This is a genomic window from Shewanella frigidimarina (assembly GCF_003797125.1).
GTDB lineage: Bacteria > Pseudomonadota > Gammaproteobacteria > Enterobacterales > Shewanellaceae > Shewanella > Shewanella frigidimarina.
The window spans coordinates 751,366-766,970 of record NZ_RKKE01000003.1 but is presented as its reverse complement, the minus strand read 5'-3'; the positions used below and the strand labels follow the sequence as shown (position 1 = coordinate 766,970).

Sequence of the window (15,605 nt, the reverse complement as noted above, 5' to 3'; positions counted from 1 at the left end):
CTTATTTAGCAAATTACCGAACAAATTATCTAACTGGTACGATTTTTGGCGCAGTTGAATATTTTACTTTTCATTCATTTGTAGTTGAGTAAACTAGCGCCACTTTTTGAGTGTTTTTGTTTGTTATGCTTGTAATAGCCTAACGGACTTTGGGGGAGCGATGATCACTGCATACGCCTATCAAAATAGAGAATTAATCACCACCGAATTGAATGTGGGCGATAAAGTCCCTGAATCAACCTTGTGGTTAGATTTATTAAAACCCGATGATGCAGAGCGTCAATGGTTGAGGCTATTCTCTGCTGAAGAAGTTCCTGACGAAGAAGATATTAAAGAAATTGAGGCTTCGGCGCGTTTTTATCAAAACCAAGACGGGTTACACATTAACTCGTTGTTTCCTCAGCGTGTGAGTTCAGATGTACGCGCAGTGAACGTGTCGTTTAATTTGCGAGAACGTTTTTTGCTAACAATGCGTGAAGAAGATGTCGGCCTTATTCGTTTACTGCGTAATTACCTACGTTTAGGGCGCTTAGATATTACCACTCCACAAGGCTTGTTGTTAGAGCTCTTTACTTTGAAAGTTGATTATCTATCTGACTTAATTGAAGATATTTATAGTATTTTAGAAAATGTTGGCGAGCAAGTATTTAATGACGAAGAGCTTGATGGCGTTTTTAAACTGATTACCTTACAAGAAGATTCGAACGGTAAAATTCGATTAAGTTTGTTGGATACTCAGCGTTCATTACGTTATATGCAACGTTATTATCGTGATCGATTGTCGGATGAAAACTTGAAAGACATTCGTGAGATGTTATCGGATATCGAATCATTGATGCCACACAGCCAGTTTATTTTCGACAAGTTACAATTTTTACTGGATGCGGCGATGGGATTCAGTGGCTTGCAACAAAACAAAATCATTAAAATATTTTCGGTGTCGGCGGTAGTATTTTTACCCCCTACGCTAATTGCCAGCAGTTATGGGATGAACTTTCATATTATGCCAGAACTCGATTGGCGCTTTGGCTACCCAATGGCAGTGGCATTAATGCTAGCCAGTGCAGCAGGAACCTACTTTTTCTTTAAACGGAAAGGTTGGTTATAGCAGTAACTTATTTTACACAAAATAATGCCATCAATTGTTGCCGATTGATGGCTTTTTTTATGCCTCAAATACTTGAGTTAGGCGGAAATAAGTCGACTGAAAAGTGTTATGTAAGCCACTATTTAAAGGGATGAAATAGACTATTCAATATTGATTAATTCATCTCCGGCACAACACTAGTTTTGACCAATTCCTAAGCTGATTTGTTCTCTAGGATTGAGGTATTTATGGATTTTTTCTGGCAATGCTGCGGCGGGTAGACTGCGTACAATGCTCAAGCCTTCATCTTGTAAACTAATGATGGGGGCTAAATCTTTGGGTACCAGTTGATCGTAAACCACAATATTTGGGCACAATAGCTTCTGTAAGTTTACCGACATAACCATAGCAAATTGGCCACTGGATAATTCAATAATACTGCCAGGCGGATAAATACCTAACATTTTGATTAACTTGCTAATATATTCAACATTGAGTTTGTTTTTATAGTTTTTATACAGCAACCCCAAGGCGATACTGGGTGGTTTCCCTTTAGCTTGGTTGGTGCCATTACACAAATTGTCGTATTCGTTAACCACGGCGATCAACTGCGACAGCTTGTCTAATTTGTCGGCTTTGAGCCCTTGTGGGTAGCCACTGCCATCTAGATATTCGTGATGATTAGCAATTAACGGTTTGGCTTCATCTGGAAAGCTGTCAGCGAGTTTAAGAAAGTTAATACTCATCAATGGGTGCTGTTTAATAAAGTTTTCTTCTGGCGTGGTAAGCGGCACTCGCTTGTTGAGAATGTTGCTCGGAACTTTGAGTTTACCTATATCGTGAAATAACCCACCAATACCAATCGTTTCAACTTCTTCGCGGCTCCAACCTAGCTCTTTTGCCATTAACATACATAACATAGCGACGTTAAGTGAATGGTGATAAATATGCTCATCATTTTTAGCATCGCCCATTAAGTGCAAGGCTAAATTATCACTATTGAGTAACATGGTGGTCATGTTGCTGATGAGGTCTTTCGCTTCACTGACCGCATTGAGTGGTCGGCTACTGATTTTAGAGACCATTGAACGCATCATAGACACAGAACGATTAAATTGTTGTTCAGTTTTCTTTAAATCTCGTTTGAGTTTCTGTTGCTCATCGATTTTGGCCGACTTCTGGCTAATCATTTGTTCTTTTAGCGCGTTGAGAGCCTGCTCGTCGGGTTTCTGGGTGCTGGCATTCTCGGACGTTACAGGTTCAACATCACTTTTTTCGGGATCAAAAAAAACATCTTTTAGGCCTAAGCCTTTGATGAGTTCTATTTGTGCAGCGTCTTTAATTTTAAAACTGCTAAACAGGAAAGGGTGGTCTTTCCAGGAAATTGGCAAGCGGATAAAGGTGCCCACTTCTAACTGTTCTACAGAGATTTTTTGGTTTTTTTTCATATTCAATCGATAGTTACTTTGAAGAACAATTAGCTATGTTATGCATTGCCCTTTACAGGCACTTTAATTGCGTGGCAGCATACTACTATAAATTTATTAACAATAGTTACTCCCTATGGATTTTATTGAAGTATATCCCAATGCGATAAGTAATGACTTATGTGATCGTTTAATTGCTGCATTTGAAACGCATCCGAGTGTGGGTCCTGGTCATACGGGTTTTGGTGTAGATACCGAGAAAAAGCGCAGTCGTGATTTAATGTTAGATGCTTTTGATGATTTAGCCGAATTAAAAAATGAACTCTTAGCGTCGACATTTACCCATATTAGCGATTATTTTACCCAATACTCATTAACCTTAATGGGGGCTGTTTCTGTACAAGTAGCAGATGAAAATGGTCAACCACAAACGTTAACGCCTGATAATTTTGATGCGTTAGGTCGGCCAAGGTCGGCGGCATTAACCAAGTATTTGTACCGCAGTGGTACCATTAATGTGCAGCATTATCAGCAAGGTGTCGGTGGATATCCGCATTGGCATTCAGAGCAGTTTCCACAGAATGGCCATAATGAGGCGCTTCATCGGGTGGTGTTATACATGTTTTACCTGAATGATGTTGAAGAGGGCGGTGAAACGGAGTTTTATTATCAACAACGTAAAATAAGCCCTAAAAAAGGCACTATGGTGATTGCTCCAGCGGGTTTTACACACAGCCATCGTGGCAATGTGCCCATTAGTAACGATAAATATATTGCGACTTCTTGGGCGATGTTTAATCGTGCCGAGCAACTTTATGCGCCATTAAGTTAGTGATTACTGTTGAGCAAAACCAGTTGTGGCTTTATATGCTTATTTGATTGATGACTTTGCTGCTGCGTGCTTATGCTGTTGCGGGGAGCTGAATGACAAAAGCTGCTCCGCCAAGCTCGCTAGTACCAATAGTCATTGTGCCGCCATAACTGCTAACGAGCTCATGGCATACTGCTAGACCAATTCCTTGCCCAGATGATTGAGTATCGGCTCTCATACCGCGCTGGATTATATTTTGTTTAATGGCGTTGTCTACGCCGGGGCCGTCATCTTCCACACTGAGTTGGATAAGATTGTTATCGAGGCTAGCGGCGCTGATCATGACGTTATTGCCACATAAGCGAAATGCATTTTCCAGCAGATTACCCAATAGCTCCATAACATCGCCTTTGCTGAGTGGTAGTTGCAATGAAGGTGATATGTTTAGGGTGAATATGACATGTTTGTCTCGATAGATTTTATCGAGCATTTGCGCAAGTTGTTGAGCAATTGGCGCGATAACGGTTTGTTGCTGACGTAAACCTTGTTGGCCTAACATGGCGCGTTTAAGTTGATATTGTACTAAATGATCCATGTCGTTTATTTGTTCAAGTATTTTTTGATGCTGTTGCTGGCGATCTAATGAGTCATCATCAATGATGGCAATACTGGCGGCGAGACGCGTTTTTAAGCTGTGAGCAAGGTCGTTCATGGCATTTTGATAGCGAGTTTGACGTTGGTCTGTTTGGTCCATAAGTTGATTTAACGCTGTGGTGATGCCTTGTAATTCGACGGGGTAATCTTGTGATAGGCTGTTTTTACGTCCTTGTTGTAGCTGCAATAACTCTTGTTTTAGCTGAGTTAACGGCCGCATTCCCCAGTAAGCTGCACTCACTAAAAGCAGTAGTGCAATAGCCATTACCATTGCCAATCTAAAATAAGTAAGTCGATTAAATTGATTGAGTTCAGCTTTCAGTGCAGTGGCATCTTTCAAAATCAATAAATGATACATTTCGGTTTCAACGTCAATGCTGAGCAAGTAAGCAAAGTAGCTTTGTTGGCCATTAAAGTTGAGGTAGAAAGGCGGTAAATCATCTTTTATATCAAGATATTGTTCACAGATGTTATTCAAGTTTAAGCTGATAGCGTAGTCAGATCGCCATAAGGTGTTATAGCTACTATTGCAGGTAGCCATAATGTATTGCGTGTCGACGTCATCACCTTCACGGGCTTGGGTGATAGGGATTAAATTGTTTTCGCGAAACTCTGCGGCAATGATGGGTAATTGGGCGATTAAAGCGCTGGTGGTTTGGTTATAGCGGTTTTGGGCATGAAGTAGGGTAATTAACCACGCCAGACCAAATCCCACTAACGCGATAATACTCAAGGACGTTAAGAACATCCTTGTAAGCAGGCGTTTTTTAGGTTGTAAAATTAGTCGCATGGGTGATTAAATTTATATCCTTGGCCGCGAAGGGTAATGATGGACTGTTCTATTCCACCTTGAGCTAGTTTCTTTCTTAATCGGCTGACCATCACTTCAATGGTGTTGGGGTCGCCTTCTTTGTCGGCATAGACCACATCCAGTAAACGCTGTTTAGCGACAACCTCATGGCAATGACGCATCAAGTATTCCAGAATTAGGTATTCAAAGGCAGTGATCTCTAATGGTGTTTGATTTAGTGTTACTTGTTTTGCTGCAACATCTATTTGCAGTGCACCGCTGGTGATGGTTGAGCGAACAAAACCACTGCTGCGGCGCACTATAGCGTCAAGTCTGGCGATGAGTTCTTCTTTTTGAAATGGTTTAACTAAGTAGTCGTCTGCACCTGCATTGAGCCCTTCGACTTTATCTTGCCACGTTAGTCGAGCGGTTAAAATTAGAATAGGTGCTTTAACATCTGCATTACGCAGCATTTTGATGAGGCTTATTCCATCTTGATCGGGCAAACCCAAGTCAATAATGGCAGCATCAATAGGATAATTAGTGGCTTGATAAAACCCTTCTTTTGCGGTTAATGCCACTTGCACTTGATTACCTTGAGCTGATAACTGCACCTGTAAATGGTGTGATAAAAGAGGGTCGTCTTCAATAACCAATATGCGCATAATTCATCCTTGTTAAGCAGTCACTTTATGTGAAATGTGCTGGCTTATATTACCTTACTAGCCTTAAAGGTTAAATATTAAACAGACTTTTATGATAACCATATTCAAACTGAATACCATCATGGTGCTAGTGATAATTATTTTGCTAACATTTTTGCCCTGAAAGGGCTTAGTCGATGTAATCAAGTATCAGGTAAGTTAGAATAGCGTCATTGACCGACTAACTTTTAAGATTGAGATGAAACTAACACATTTATTATCGGCTAGCTTTTTAAGTTTATTTTCGACAGTTGCATTAAGTGCAACTTTTACCTTTACTGCTATCCCAGATGAAGATGAAAGTCAGCTTCGGACTCGCTTTGATAAAGTGGCTGATTATTTAACCGAGCAGTTGGGCGTGGAAGTGAAATATATTCCGGTAAAGTCATATTCTGCAGCGGTAACAGCATTTCGTAATAACCAAGTACAACTAGCTTGGTTTGGTGGTTTATCTGGTGTGCAAGCGCGTCGTTTAGTGCCCGGTTCTGAGGCTATTGCCCAAGGTTTTGAAGATCAGTTTTTCAAGAGTTATTTGATTGCTCATAAATCTACTGAAATGGCTGCTTCAACTAATTTCCCATTATTGAACGATTATACCTTTACCTTTGGTTCTAAAGACTCAACTTCAGGGCGTTTAATGCCACAGTATTTTATTGAAAAAAATACCGGTAAGCCAATTGAACAAATTTTTAAACGCATCGGTTTTTCTGGTGACCATAGCCGTACTATTAGCCAAGTTGAAGCAGGTGTTTATCAAGTCGGCGCAGTTAATTATAAAGTATGGGACACTGCAGTTGAAAATGGTGACGTTGATACCAGTAAAGTGAAAGTGATTTGGGAAAGCCCTACTTATCCTGATTATCAATGGACGGTACATTCGGGAGTTGATGAAAAATTTGGTGCAGGCTTTAAAGAAAAGCTGACTAAAACGTTAATTGGTATGACGGATAAAGATTTGTTAGCCAGTTTCCCGCGTGAGTCGTTTGTACCTGCCAAAAATAGCGATTATGAACCGATTGAGCGCGTGGCAAAAACAATTGGAATGCTCGATTAATGTTGTCGTTGGTTGATGTTGATTTAGGTTATAACCAGCAAATTATTTTACCTAAAGTGAATTTGTCATTTAAGGCAAATGAGCATGTGGCTATTTTAGGCCCTTCAGGCGTGGGTAAAACTACGCTGTTGCATCACCTATATCAACAATTGGCCGAACAAACCTGCTTGTGCTCTCAAGCACAAGGGTTAGTTGATAACCTGTCGATGTATCACAATGTGTTTATTGGTGGGTTAGCGCGTTATTCCCGTTGGTATAATTTAGCTAATTTGTTGTTGCCATTTAATAAGCCGCAACAACAAATTGCCGCTATTTGCCAGCAATTAGAACTAACCGTGCCTTTGCAACAGAAAGTCAGTGAATTGTCCGGTGGTCAGCGCCAACGTGTGGCATTGGCCAGAGCGTTATTTCAACAACAATCAGTGTTTATGGGCGACGAGCCCTTTTCTGCATTAGATCCACTAATGGGCTTACGATTACTAAACTTGATTAAGCAAACGCATCAGAGTGTTATTTGTGTGCTACATGATGCCGAGCTAGCGTTAGCAAACTTTGATCGTATTATTGTCATTAGTGATGGCAAAGTAGTACTAGATGACAAAGCGGGCCAATTATCTCTGGCTCATTTATCACAGCATTATGCTTTAGCTGATTCACCAAAGCATGCAGTGGCATAAATATGAATATGTCGATGCTGCTAAACTATTTATCTTCATTCTATCCCCGTTTTTATAATGCCTAAATGATTGCTTACAGTCGTTACTCTTTTGTAGGGCATTGGCAGAAAATCACTCTGTTGCTTTTACTTATGGTCTCCGTGTGTTGGTTTTTTGCCGATACTGAGGTGATTGCACTCGACCCTTGGTCTGAGCTTGGCCGCATGTGGCAAGGCTTCGTGCATCCTGACTTTTTCGCGACAGAGTATTTACTTGATGCGCTGTGGCAAACCATTAGTTTTGCATTGTTTGGGATTACGATTGGGTTGCTATTGGGTTTTCCACTCGCATTGTGGTATCAACATCCTTTGGTTGCGGCAATGTGTGCATTTATCCGTGCTATACATGAGATATTTTGGGCATTGATATTCTTACAGATATTTGGTCTTTCAGCCATTACCGGTATTTTAGCAATAGCGCTTCCTTATGCTGCTACTTTTGCTCGTGTGTTTGCAGATATTTTACAGCAAGCACCAATGCATACCTTATTTTCACTGCCTAAAGGCACCGATAAACTGTCTGCATTTATATATGGTCGATGGATGCACATGTATCCGCAGATTGTCGATTATATTCGTTACCGTTTTGAGTGCGCGCTCCGGAGCAGTGCCGTGTTGGGCTTTATTGGTATGCCAACATTAGGGTTTTATTTAGAATCCGCTTTTCGTCAGGGGCATTATCAGCAAGGTGGTGCACTATTAATCTTATTTGTGTTGTTAATTGGTAGTATACGTTTTTGGGCTAAACCGATAATGCTTTGGCTGTATTTACCGCTTGCAGTGTACTTCTTACCCCCCATTCCTGTTATCGACTCACAACTCATTTGGCGCTTTATCAGTGTCGATGTTTTACCGCCTATGCTTCAAGGACAACCATTTTTGAGCTGGTTTGACACAGATAAACTGGCGCAGCTCGTTAACTGGAGTTATACATTAATCAGCCAGCAAGTGTTTCCTGGGATGGTCGCGACCTTAGTTCTGGCTTTTTGTGCCTTGGGATTAACCCATGTGCTAACGCTGGTATTATTGCCTTTTAATACTCGTTTGATGATGCCAAAAGTGGTTATTTTAATCATGAGGGCCGTGAATTTAATATTACGTTCATTGCCTGAGTATTTATTGGCTTTTGTGTTTATGATGCTATTAGGGCCGTCGATGTTGCCAGCGATTATCGCGTTAGCGCTGCACAATAGTGGCCTGATGGTCTTTTTAATGTCACGTCAAGCCGACAGTGTTAGCGTTCCGCTGACATATCGACCGCGGATTGATCAGTACAGTTATTTGGTGCTGCCAGCTATATACCCTCATTTTATGGGACTGTTGTTTTATCGATTTGAAGTGATTATCCGTGAAACGGCCATCTTGGGCATGCTTGGGGTAATGACATTAGGCTTTTATGTCGACAGTAATTTTTCTGAAATTCGTTTTAGTGGGGCATTATTGCTGCTGGTGTTCACTGCGGGTTTGAATGTGGTGGTGGATTATTTAGCGCGACGATTATTGCATTACCCTCGCAACCGTTTACAGGCTTGCTAAAGTATCTTGGTTTAGAGCGATAGAAGGTTAGCGTCATTGCTCAAACAGGTAACTGTTTGAGCAAAATAGTCAGTTTATTCATCTTTTTATTTACTCGAATTCAATCATGTTTATCACTGAGAGATAATTTGATGGATTATATTATTAGCAATCGTGACTGCAACGGCAATAAAAATAATCCCAACGAGTAGATCTATAACGGTATTGGCCGCGAGCAATTTTTGCTGTACTCGAGGTTTTGATAAGATCAGTGCGAGTAAGCTAAACCACGCCAATGACAACACAAATAATAATACCGTGGCGGCAATTTTTGTTTGGTAATTGACTAGCGGTGTAATTAATACAGAAAATAAAGTAATAAAAAATATCAATGCTTTAGGATTCAGTAGGTTGGTATATAGTCCAATTTTAAATCCCTTTAATGATGATACCAGCGCCGCTTTTGCCACATTTTGCTGCATTGATGGCGTGTCTACATTACGGCGTTTGCTGATAATACTGGTGATCGCTGATTTGAGCGCCCCATATCCCATCCATGCTAAATAGCTACTGCCAATCAGTTGCACGGCCATAAAGGCAACATGAGACTGTTGGATCATCACACTGATGCCCATCAACGACAAAAAAGTGTGAATTAAGATAGCGACAGCAATGCCTAAGGCACAATAAAGCGCTGTTAAGCGTGTTTGCTGTGTGGCCATTTTAACGATAATGGCAAAGTCAGGTCCTGGGCTCATTAATGCCACAATGTGAATAACCGCTAAACCAGCCAATAAAGTCATGTCCATATATATTCCGTTTTTTTATAAATTCAAGCTGGTGAGATTTTGTTGATATCTATTTGTTGATATCTATTTGTTCATATCAATTTGTTGATGTCTATGAGAGCTTACTTCAATGTAAGTTGATGATAATGGCACATTTATGCAGGAAAAAGATAATAAAAAAGCGCTAAATTAGCGCTTTTTTATATAGGTTAAGCTTAATTATTGTTTTTTGGCATTAAGCACTTGCTCTTCAAAACTTTTGGCGGCTTTACCTGCTTGCGAATCGTTGAATACTTCTTCATTAAATTCGCCTTCAGATTTGGCAATGATCACCGTAGCTACCGCATCACCAGTGACGTTCACCGCTGTGCGGATCATGTCTAGCATTCTGTCTACACCAATAATCAAGGCAATACCTTCAACAGGTAAACCTACTTGGTTTAATACCATTGCCAGCATAATAAGGCCTACACCAGGCACACCCGCAGTACCGATAGATGCCAGCGTGGCCGTTACCACAACAGTAGCGTAATCCATGATGCTCAGTTCAATACCAAATACTTGAGCAATAAATACCGTAGCAACACCCTGCATAATGGCGGTGCCATCCATGTTGAGTGTGGCACCAAGTGGTAAAGTGAATGACGCTATTTTGTTGTCAACGCCCATTCTGTGCTCAGCCGTTTCAATGGTAACCGGCAATGTTGCATTAGAACTTGCGGTACTAAAAGCAAACAGCTGTACGTCGCGGATTTTACGTAAAAACATTAACGGGCTGAGACCCGAGAACATTTTTAATAACGTCGGGTAAACCACTAAGCCTTGGATAAATAAAACGGCAACCACGAGGAAGAAGTATTTGACGACACTACCAAATGTTTCTAATCCCAACGTTAAACTCAGCTTAGCCATTAATGCGAACACACCATAAGGTGCCAGTTGCATAATTAACGTCACCACTCGCATGATCACATCATTCAAATCATTAAAGAATGAAGCAACACGAGTACCTCGTTCACCAATATGAGAAATGGCAAATCCAAAAATTACCGCAAAAATAATGATCTGCAGCATATTGCCTTCACTCATGGCTTGCATCGGATTTGTCGGTACTATATTAATAAGAACCTCGGACAAACTTGGTGCATCTTTAACGGTATATTCTAAAGCATTACCTGCCAGACTGGCATTACCCGGGTGGATAAGTACTGCAGCTAAAATCGCAATAGTGAGTGCTATTGCAGTGGTAAATAAATAGAAAGCAATCGTTTTACCCCCTAGGCGACCTAATTTAGACGGGTCACTTAACGAGCTTGTGCCGCATACCAGTGAAATGAACACCAATGGTACAACGAGCATTTTTAAGCTTGAAATAAAGATAGTACCGATGACATGAAGGAAACCTTCAGTAATATATTCTTTAATGAATAGACTGTCTGGGAACACATTCCTTAACAACAGGCCTAAAATTATGCCTGCAGCCATACCAATTAAAATTTTGCTCGTGAGCCCGAGCTTGCGTTGTTTACTCACAGAGTGTTCCTTCTCATCATATTATTTTATGTCTTTATTGAATGCGCTAAAGACTAGCAGGAATCGACAACTTAGGAAATGGCCTAAAAGTGAAAGTTTTCGCCAATAAATAGCGAAGAAAATAGTAGAGTTATGCTAAAGTTATAAGATGTTTGCGTATTGTTAATGTATAAGTAACTATAATAATTCTTAAGTTTATTTTAATGTAACAGGGAGCCTGACAATGAGGTCAGCATATAAAGTTTATTTCGCGCTTTTATGTTCTTTTTTTCTCGTCGCATGTGGCGGCGGTGGCAGTATAACCGATGATGGAACCGGAGGTGGGACTACACCAGACCCAACCATATCTATTTCATTAAGTATCGACAACGATCAAGTTTCTGTTGCTGAACCTGCAGTTATTACTGCAACAGTGAAAGACTCAACGGGTGCAGCTGTCAGCACGCTTGTTTCATTTACGCTTAATAATGATGATTACGGTACATTTTCACCAAGTACCGGTGAAGTTGTCACCAATTCAAGCGGTGTTGCTACTATCCAACTCAATACCGCAGAAATTAATACTGGAGCAACAGTAACCGCGACTACCACGTCAGGTGAAAGTGCATCATTATTTGTCACTATGACGGGTGATGGCGGCGTTGCTGGTGGTGGTGCTCAAGTGTCATTGGTGTTAACTGATGCAGCTGGAAACGCTATTCAATCGATTAGCACTTTATCACCAGGTAAATTAACTGCAACAGTTACAGGTATTACTAAGTCCTCTATTGTTACATTTGAAAGCCCTATCGGTGATTTACCCGTTAAAACTGCAGTAACTAATGCACAAGGTAAAGCTACCGTTGATATTTATGCAGGCAGCTCGCTAGGTGCCGGTGAAGCAACAGCGACATTATCAACCAATGAAACTGGTTCAACTATTGTTGTTGTCGGAGCTACCAACGTTGTGATGGGCAGTGGTACACCATTTGTTGAAGGTGTCGCTGCTATTAGTGCTACTGATTTATCCGCGGGTGGAACAGCGACTGTAACCGTGTCTATTCAAGATGATTTAGGTAATGCTTTTACACAACCTGTGGACGTAAATTTTTCATCTACTTGTGCTACTAAAATTCCTGCGCAAGCAGTGATAAGCTCACCAGTATCGTCAAGTAATGGTGTCGCAACCTCAACGTATCGTGCTGAAGGTTGTGTGGGTGAAGACCAAATTAATGTGACTGCCAATGCTGGTGGCATCAGTTTATCTGCAGTAGGTACCATCAATATACTTCAGGCTGACGTTGGCAGTATTGTGTTTGTATCAGCAGTACCAGAGAACATCAGTATTTTAGGGACTGGCGGCACTGAATCATCAGTGGTTAAATTTAAAGTTTTGGATAAAAATGGCAATGTGGTTGCTAACCAAAATGTTAAATTTGCACTAAATACTACTGTAGGTGGGGTTAAAATCGATCCCCTGCAAGCTACTACAGATAATAGTGGTATTGTGCAAACGGTAGTAACCACAGGTACAGTAGCGACTTCTTTACGTGTGACTGCAACGGTAGACAATGGTGCAATTCCGACAATATCGAGTCAGTCTAGCCAGTTAATTGTGTCTACGGGTATTCCAGATCAAGACAGTTTCTCATTAGCTGCAACGATATTAAATCCAGAAGGTTGGAATGTTGACGGCACACAAGTGACTGTAACTGCTCGTATGGCTGATGCGTTTAACAACCCTGTACCCGATGGGACAACGGTATCTTTTACCACTGAGGGTGGTTCTATTGAGGATGCCTGTCAAACACTTAATGGTGCATGCTCTGTCGTGTGGACGAGTCAACTACCAAGACCAGAGGGTCAGACAATTCTGAATGGCGCCGGTCAGATGTATCGTAATCCTAATGCTGCATTAGCTTATGATGCCACTTTAGATCTTTATGGAAATATCTATGGCCAAAAATACGGTGGACGTGCAACCGTTACAGCCACTGCAATTGGTGAAGAGTCTTTTCCAGATTTAAATGGTAATGGTCGTTTTGATGCATCAGAAGCAAATACGTTTCTTACGGGGACAGATGTGACTGGTCAGTCATTTGATTTAAATGATGCATATAATGACTATAATGAAGATGGCCTCTTTAATCCGCAACAAACCGGTGGTCAAGCTGGTGGCACATTAGAAGAGTTAATCGATTTTAACTCCAATGGTATATTTGATGTAAAAGACGGTAAATATAATGGTGTGCTTTGTTCTGACCCTGTGCACAGTGCATGTGCTGATGGCGTAAGTGATTCAAAGTCATTATTTGTTCGCAGAAGCTTAACATTAGTGATGTCTGGAAGTACTGCGTATGCTACTGCTCCCGCTGATATTGTAGTGGACGATAGCACTGGCATTCATTCTGGTTCAAGCAGTATGGTTATTGTGGGTAAAGGCTCTGCAACTGCAACATTTACGATTTCAGATTTGCATAATCAACAAATGCCAGCAGGTTCGATCGTAAGATTTACAACGTCAGCGGGCTCGGTGGTGAGTTCAAGCGAATATACATGGCCAAGTACCAACTACAATGGTGGTCGTCAGTTTACAACAACTATTAAAGGCGAAGATGAGCCGAACTCTGGTGTCTTCCTTGTAGAAGTAGAATCACCAAATGGCTTAGTCACTCCAGTGGTATCCATTGGTGTAACAATTCTATAATTGATGTTGGTAGCTAGCTTGTTAGTTTAAATTGATTAAAAGGCGCATTTAGCGCCTTTTTTATTGGTTCGATTTTAGAATGTAAACAAAAAAGCCAACAGCTAATACTGTTGGCTTTTACAAATATGTTACTCAATTATTTATTCGGTCAGTTCAGACTATCTTTGGAACTGATACACGCTACCTAATTTTAATATTTGTGTTAATTCATCTAATGCGGTGCGTGATTCAATAATTAATTGTGGGTCGGCTAGATCGCTTACTGTGAGTTGATCACGATAATGTCTATCAACCCAGGTATTTAAGCGCGTAAATAAACCGTCATTCATTAATGTGTTTTGATTAACTGCAGCGACTTCTTGTTCGTTCATCGCGACTCGTAAGCGTAAACACGCTGGACCGCCACCGTTTTGCATACTTTGCTTAACATCGTAATAACGCACTTGTTTGATTGGTGTGCCTAAAGTAACGAGTTCATTTAAGTAAGCAAATACTGCAGGGTTTTCTTGGCAATTTGTGGGCGCAATAATAGCCATTTCACCAGAAGGTAAAGTAATAATTTGTGTATTAAACAAGTAACTACGAACTGCATCATCAATGGATACTTGCTCTGTGGTTACTTTGACAAAATACATGTCAGAGTTCATTTTTCGACGAATTTCGTCAAACTTTGTTTCGGTATCTAAAAACGCTTGTTCGTGATAAAACAGCACATTTTTATTACCCACTGAAATGACGTCATTGTGGAATACACCCTGGTCAATTACATTTGGGTTTTGCTGCATAAATACGCAGCTTTCATCTTCAAGTTGATGTAAGCGTGCTACAGCTTGAGATGCTTCCAAAGTTTGACGTGCTGGATATTTTGTTGGTTTAGGGGCGTCAGGATTAGTGGCTGTTTGGCCATAAACAAATAGTTCAACGCCAGCATGACCGTATTCAGAACATAAACGTGTGTGATTAGCGGCGCCTTCATCACCAAAGCTTGCGTGTTCTGGTAAATGTTGATGATGTTTAAAGTAGCGATCATTGTTAAATGTTGCCTGCAAAATATTGCCCGTGGTGACAGGTTCAATACTGCGATGTAATTTATCAACTAAATTAGCAGGAGTGAAGTGAACTTTTCCGTCACGAGTGTCAGCACTGGGAGAAACTGTAGCCGCATTAGCTGTCCACATACTTGATGCACTGCAACAAGCATTAAGTAACGCAGGAGCCTGCTGAGCGGCTTTTTGTAAAACCTCAGCGTCAGACCCAGAAAAACCAATTCGACGCAATGTATAAAGGTCTGGGCGCTCCTGTGGGGCTAATACACCTTGTATCATACCTAAATCTGCTAATGACTTGGCTTTTTGCAAACCTTGTTTCGCTGCCGCTTTAGGATTTGAGGTTTGGGCCGCATTACTAAATGAGGCCACATTACCAAATGATAATCCGGCATAATTATGGGTTGGTCCAACCAAGCCATCAAAGTTCGCTTCAAAATGCTTCATTCGTGATCCTTGAGAATTTTAGTGAATAATTATTATTGTAGTTACACTTATTTGTGTTACTTATAAAAAAGGAACGTGATTGTTCATGTCAGTTAACGCTAATTTAACCCCAGTATACTGAAGCTATAAGGGTTAACAAGGTGTGGTTAATTTGTACAAATGTGTATAAATGACTAAAAATGCACTGAAGGTGCTCGCAAGTATCATTAAGTGAAAAATTACGTTTAAAAAACGCATATTATTTTTTACATTTTTTATTTTTGATTCAATTCTGATTAAAAAATGACTTACTAGCCATGTAAAAGAGGGATTAACTTGAAACTATTGTCTCAACCCTCTATATATGGA

At 40.6% G+C, this 15,605-nt stretch carries 12 protein-coding genes; 6 read left to right on the top strand and 6 right to left on the bottom strand.

What is annotated here, in order from left to right; translation table 11 throughout:
- Positions 1-160 precede the first annotated feature (160 nt).
- Entirely contained in the window at positions 161-1,108 is a 948-nt protein-coding gene (gene corA, locus EGC86_RS12770) for a magnesium/cobalt transporter CorA (protein ID WP_011637944.1), read from the top strand.
- A gap of 176 nt (positions 1,109-1,284) precedes the next feature.
- Here corA and EGC86_RS12765 read toward each other — a convergent pair whose 3' ends face one another.
- Positions 1,285-2,535 (bottom strand): cyclic di-GMP phosphodiesterase, encoded by a 1,251-nt coding sequence (locus tag EGC86_RS12765; protein WP_011637943.1) that lies wholly within the window; start codon positions 2,533-2,535, stop codon positions 1,285-1,287.
- A gap of 115 nt (positions 2,536-2,650) precedes the next feature.
- Here EGC86_RS12765 and EGC86_RS12760 point away from each other — a divergent pair, with 115 nt between their 5' ends.
- A complete protein-coding gene (locus EGC86_RS12760; RefSeq protein WP_123777803.1) occupies positions 2,651-3,346 on the top strand; it encodes a 2OG-Fe(II) oxygenase in 696 nt (231 codons plus the stop codon).
- Between the two features lie 70 nt (positions 3,347-3,416).
- Here the strand turns inward: EGC86_RS12760 and EGC86_RS12755 are convergent, their stop codons facing one another.
- On the bottom strand, positions 3,417-4,769 hold the full coding sequence (locus tag EGC86_RS12755; protein ID WP_123777802.1) for an ATP-binding protein: 1,353 nt from the start codon (positions 4,767-4,769) through the stop codon (positions 3,417-3,419).
- A complete protein-coding gene (locus tag EGC86_RS12750) occupies positions 4,760-5,434 on the bottom strand; it encodes a response regulator (RefSeq protein WP_123777801.1) in 675 nt (224 codons plus the stop codon). The genes EGC86_RS12755 and EGC86_RS12750 overlap by 10 nt, the downstream gene beginning before the upstream one ends.
- A 238-nt stretch (positions 5,435-5,672) precedes the next feature.
- On the opposite strand from EGC86_RS12750, the gene EGC86_RS12745 reads away from it, so the two are divergent.
- The 3 genes from EGC86_RS12745 (at position 5,673) to EGC86_RS12735 (ending at position 8,778) form a co-directional block, all read left to right on the top strand.
- Positions 5,673-6,527 carry a putative selenate ABC transporter substrate-binding protein gene (locus EGC86_RS12745; protein ID WP_123777800.1) on the top strand — a complete coding sequence of 285 codons (855 nt, stop codon included), beginning with the start codon at positions 5,673-5,675 and terminating at the stop codon, positions 6,525-6,527.
- Positions 6,527-7,204, top strand: a complete 678-nt coding sequence (locus EGC86_RS12740; RefSeq protein WP_123777799.1) for an ATP-binding cassette domain-containing protein — start codon at positions 6,527-6,529, stop codon at positions 7,202-7,204. Before EGC86_RS12745 ends, EGC86_RS12740 begins: the two co-directional genes overlap by 1 nt.
- Before the next feature lie 65 nt (positions 7,205-7,269).
- The gene (locus tag EGC86_RS12735) at positions 7,270-8,778 is read left to right on the top strand and encodes a PhnE/PtxC family ABC transporter permease (RefSeq protein WP_123777798.1); all 1,509 of its coding nucleotides are present in this window, start codon (positions 7,270-7,272) and stop codon (positions 8,776-8,778) included.
- A 113-nt stretch (positions 8,779-8,891) separates the two neighbouring features.
- Here EGC86_RS12735 and EGC86_RS12730 read toward each other — a convergent pair whose 3' ends face one another.
- Entirely contained in the window at positions 8,892-9,566 is a 675-nt protein-coding gene (locus EGC86_RS12730) for a LysE family translocator (protein WP_123777797.1), read from the bottom strand.
- A 198-nt stretch (positions 9,567-9,764) separates the two neighbouring features.
- Positions 9,765-11,078 carry a dicarboxylate/amino acid:cation symporter gene (locus tag EGC86_RS12725; RefSeq protein WP_123777796.1) on the bottom strand — a complete coding sequence of 438 codons (1,314 nt, stop codon included), beginning with the start codon at positions 11,076-11,078 and terminating at the stop codon, positions 9,765-9,767.
- A 223-nt stretch (positions 11,079-11,301) separates the two neighbouring features.
- Here EGC86_RS12725 and EGC86_RS12720 point away from each other — a divergent pair, with 223 nt between their 5' ends.
- Entirely contained in the window at positions 11,302-13,764 is a 2,463-nt protein-coding gene (locus EGC86_RS12720; protein WP_123777795.1) for a hypothetical protein, read from the top strand.
- A 158-nt stretch (positions 13,765-13,922) separates the two neighbouring features.
- Here the strand turns inward: EGC86_RS12720 and astB are convergent, their stop codons facing one another.
- Positions 13,923-15,257 carry an N-succinylarginine dihydrolase gene (astB, locus tag EGC86_RS12715; RefSeq protein ID WP_123777794.1) on the bottom strand — a complete coding sequence of 445 codons (1,335 nt, stop codon included), beginning with the start codon at positions 15,255-15,257 and terminating at the stop codon, positions 13,923-13,925.
- Between the last annotated feature and the right edge of the window lie 348 nt (positions 15,258-15,605).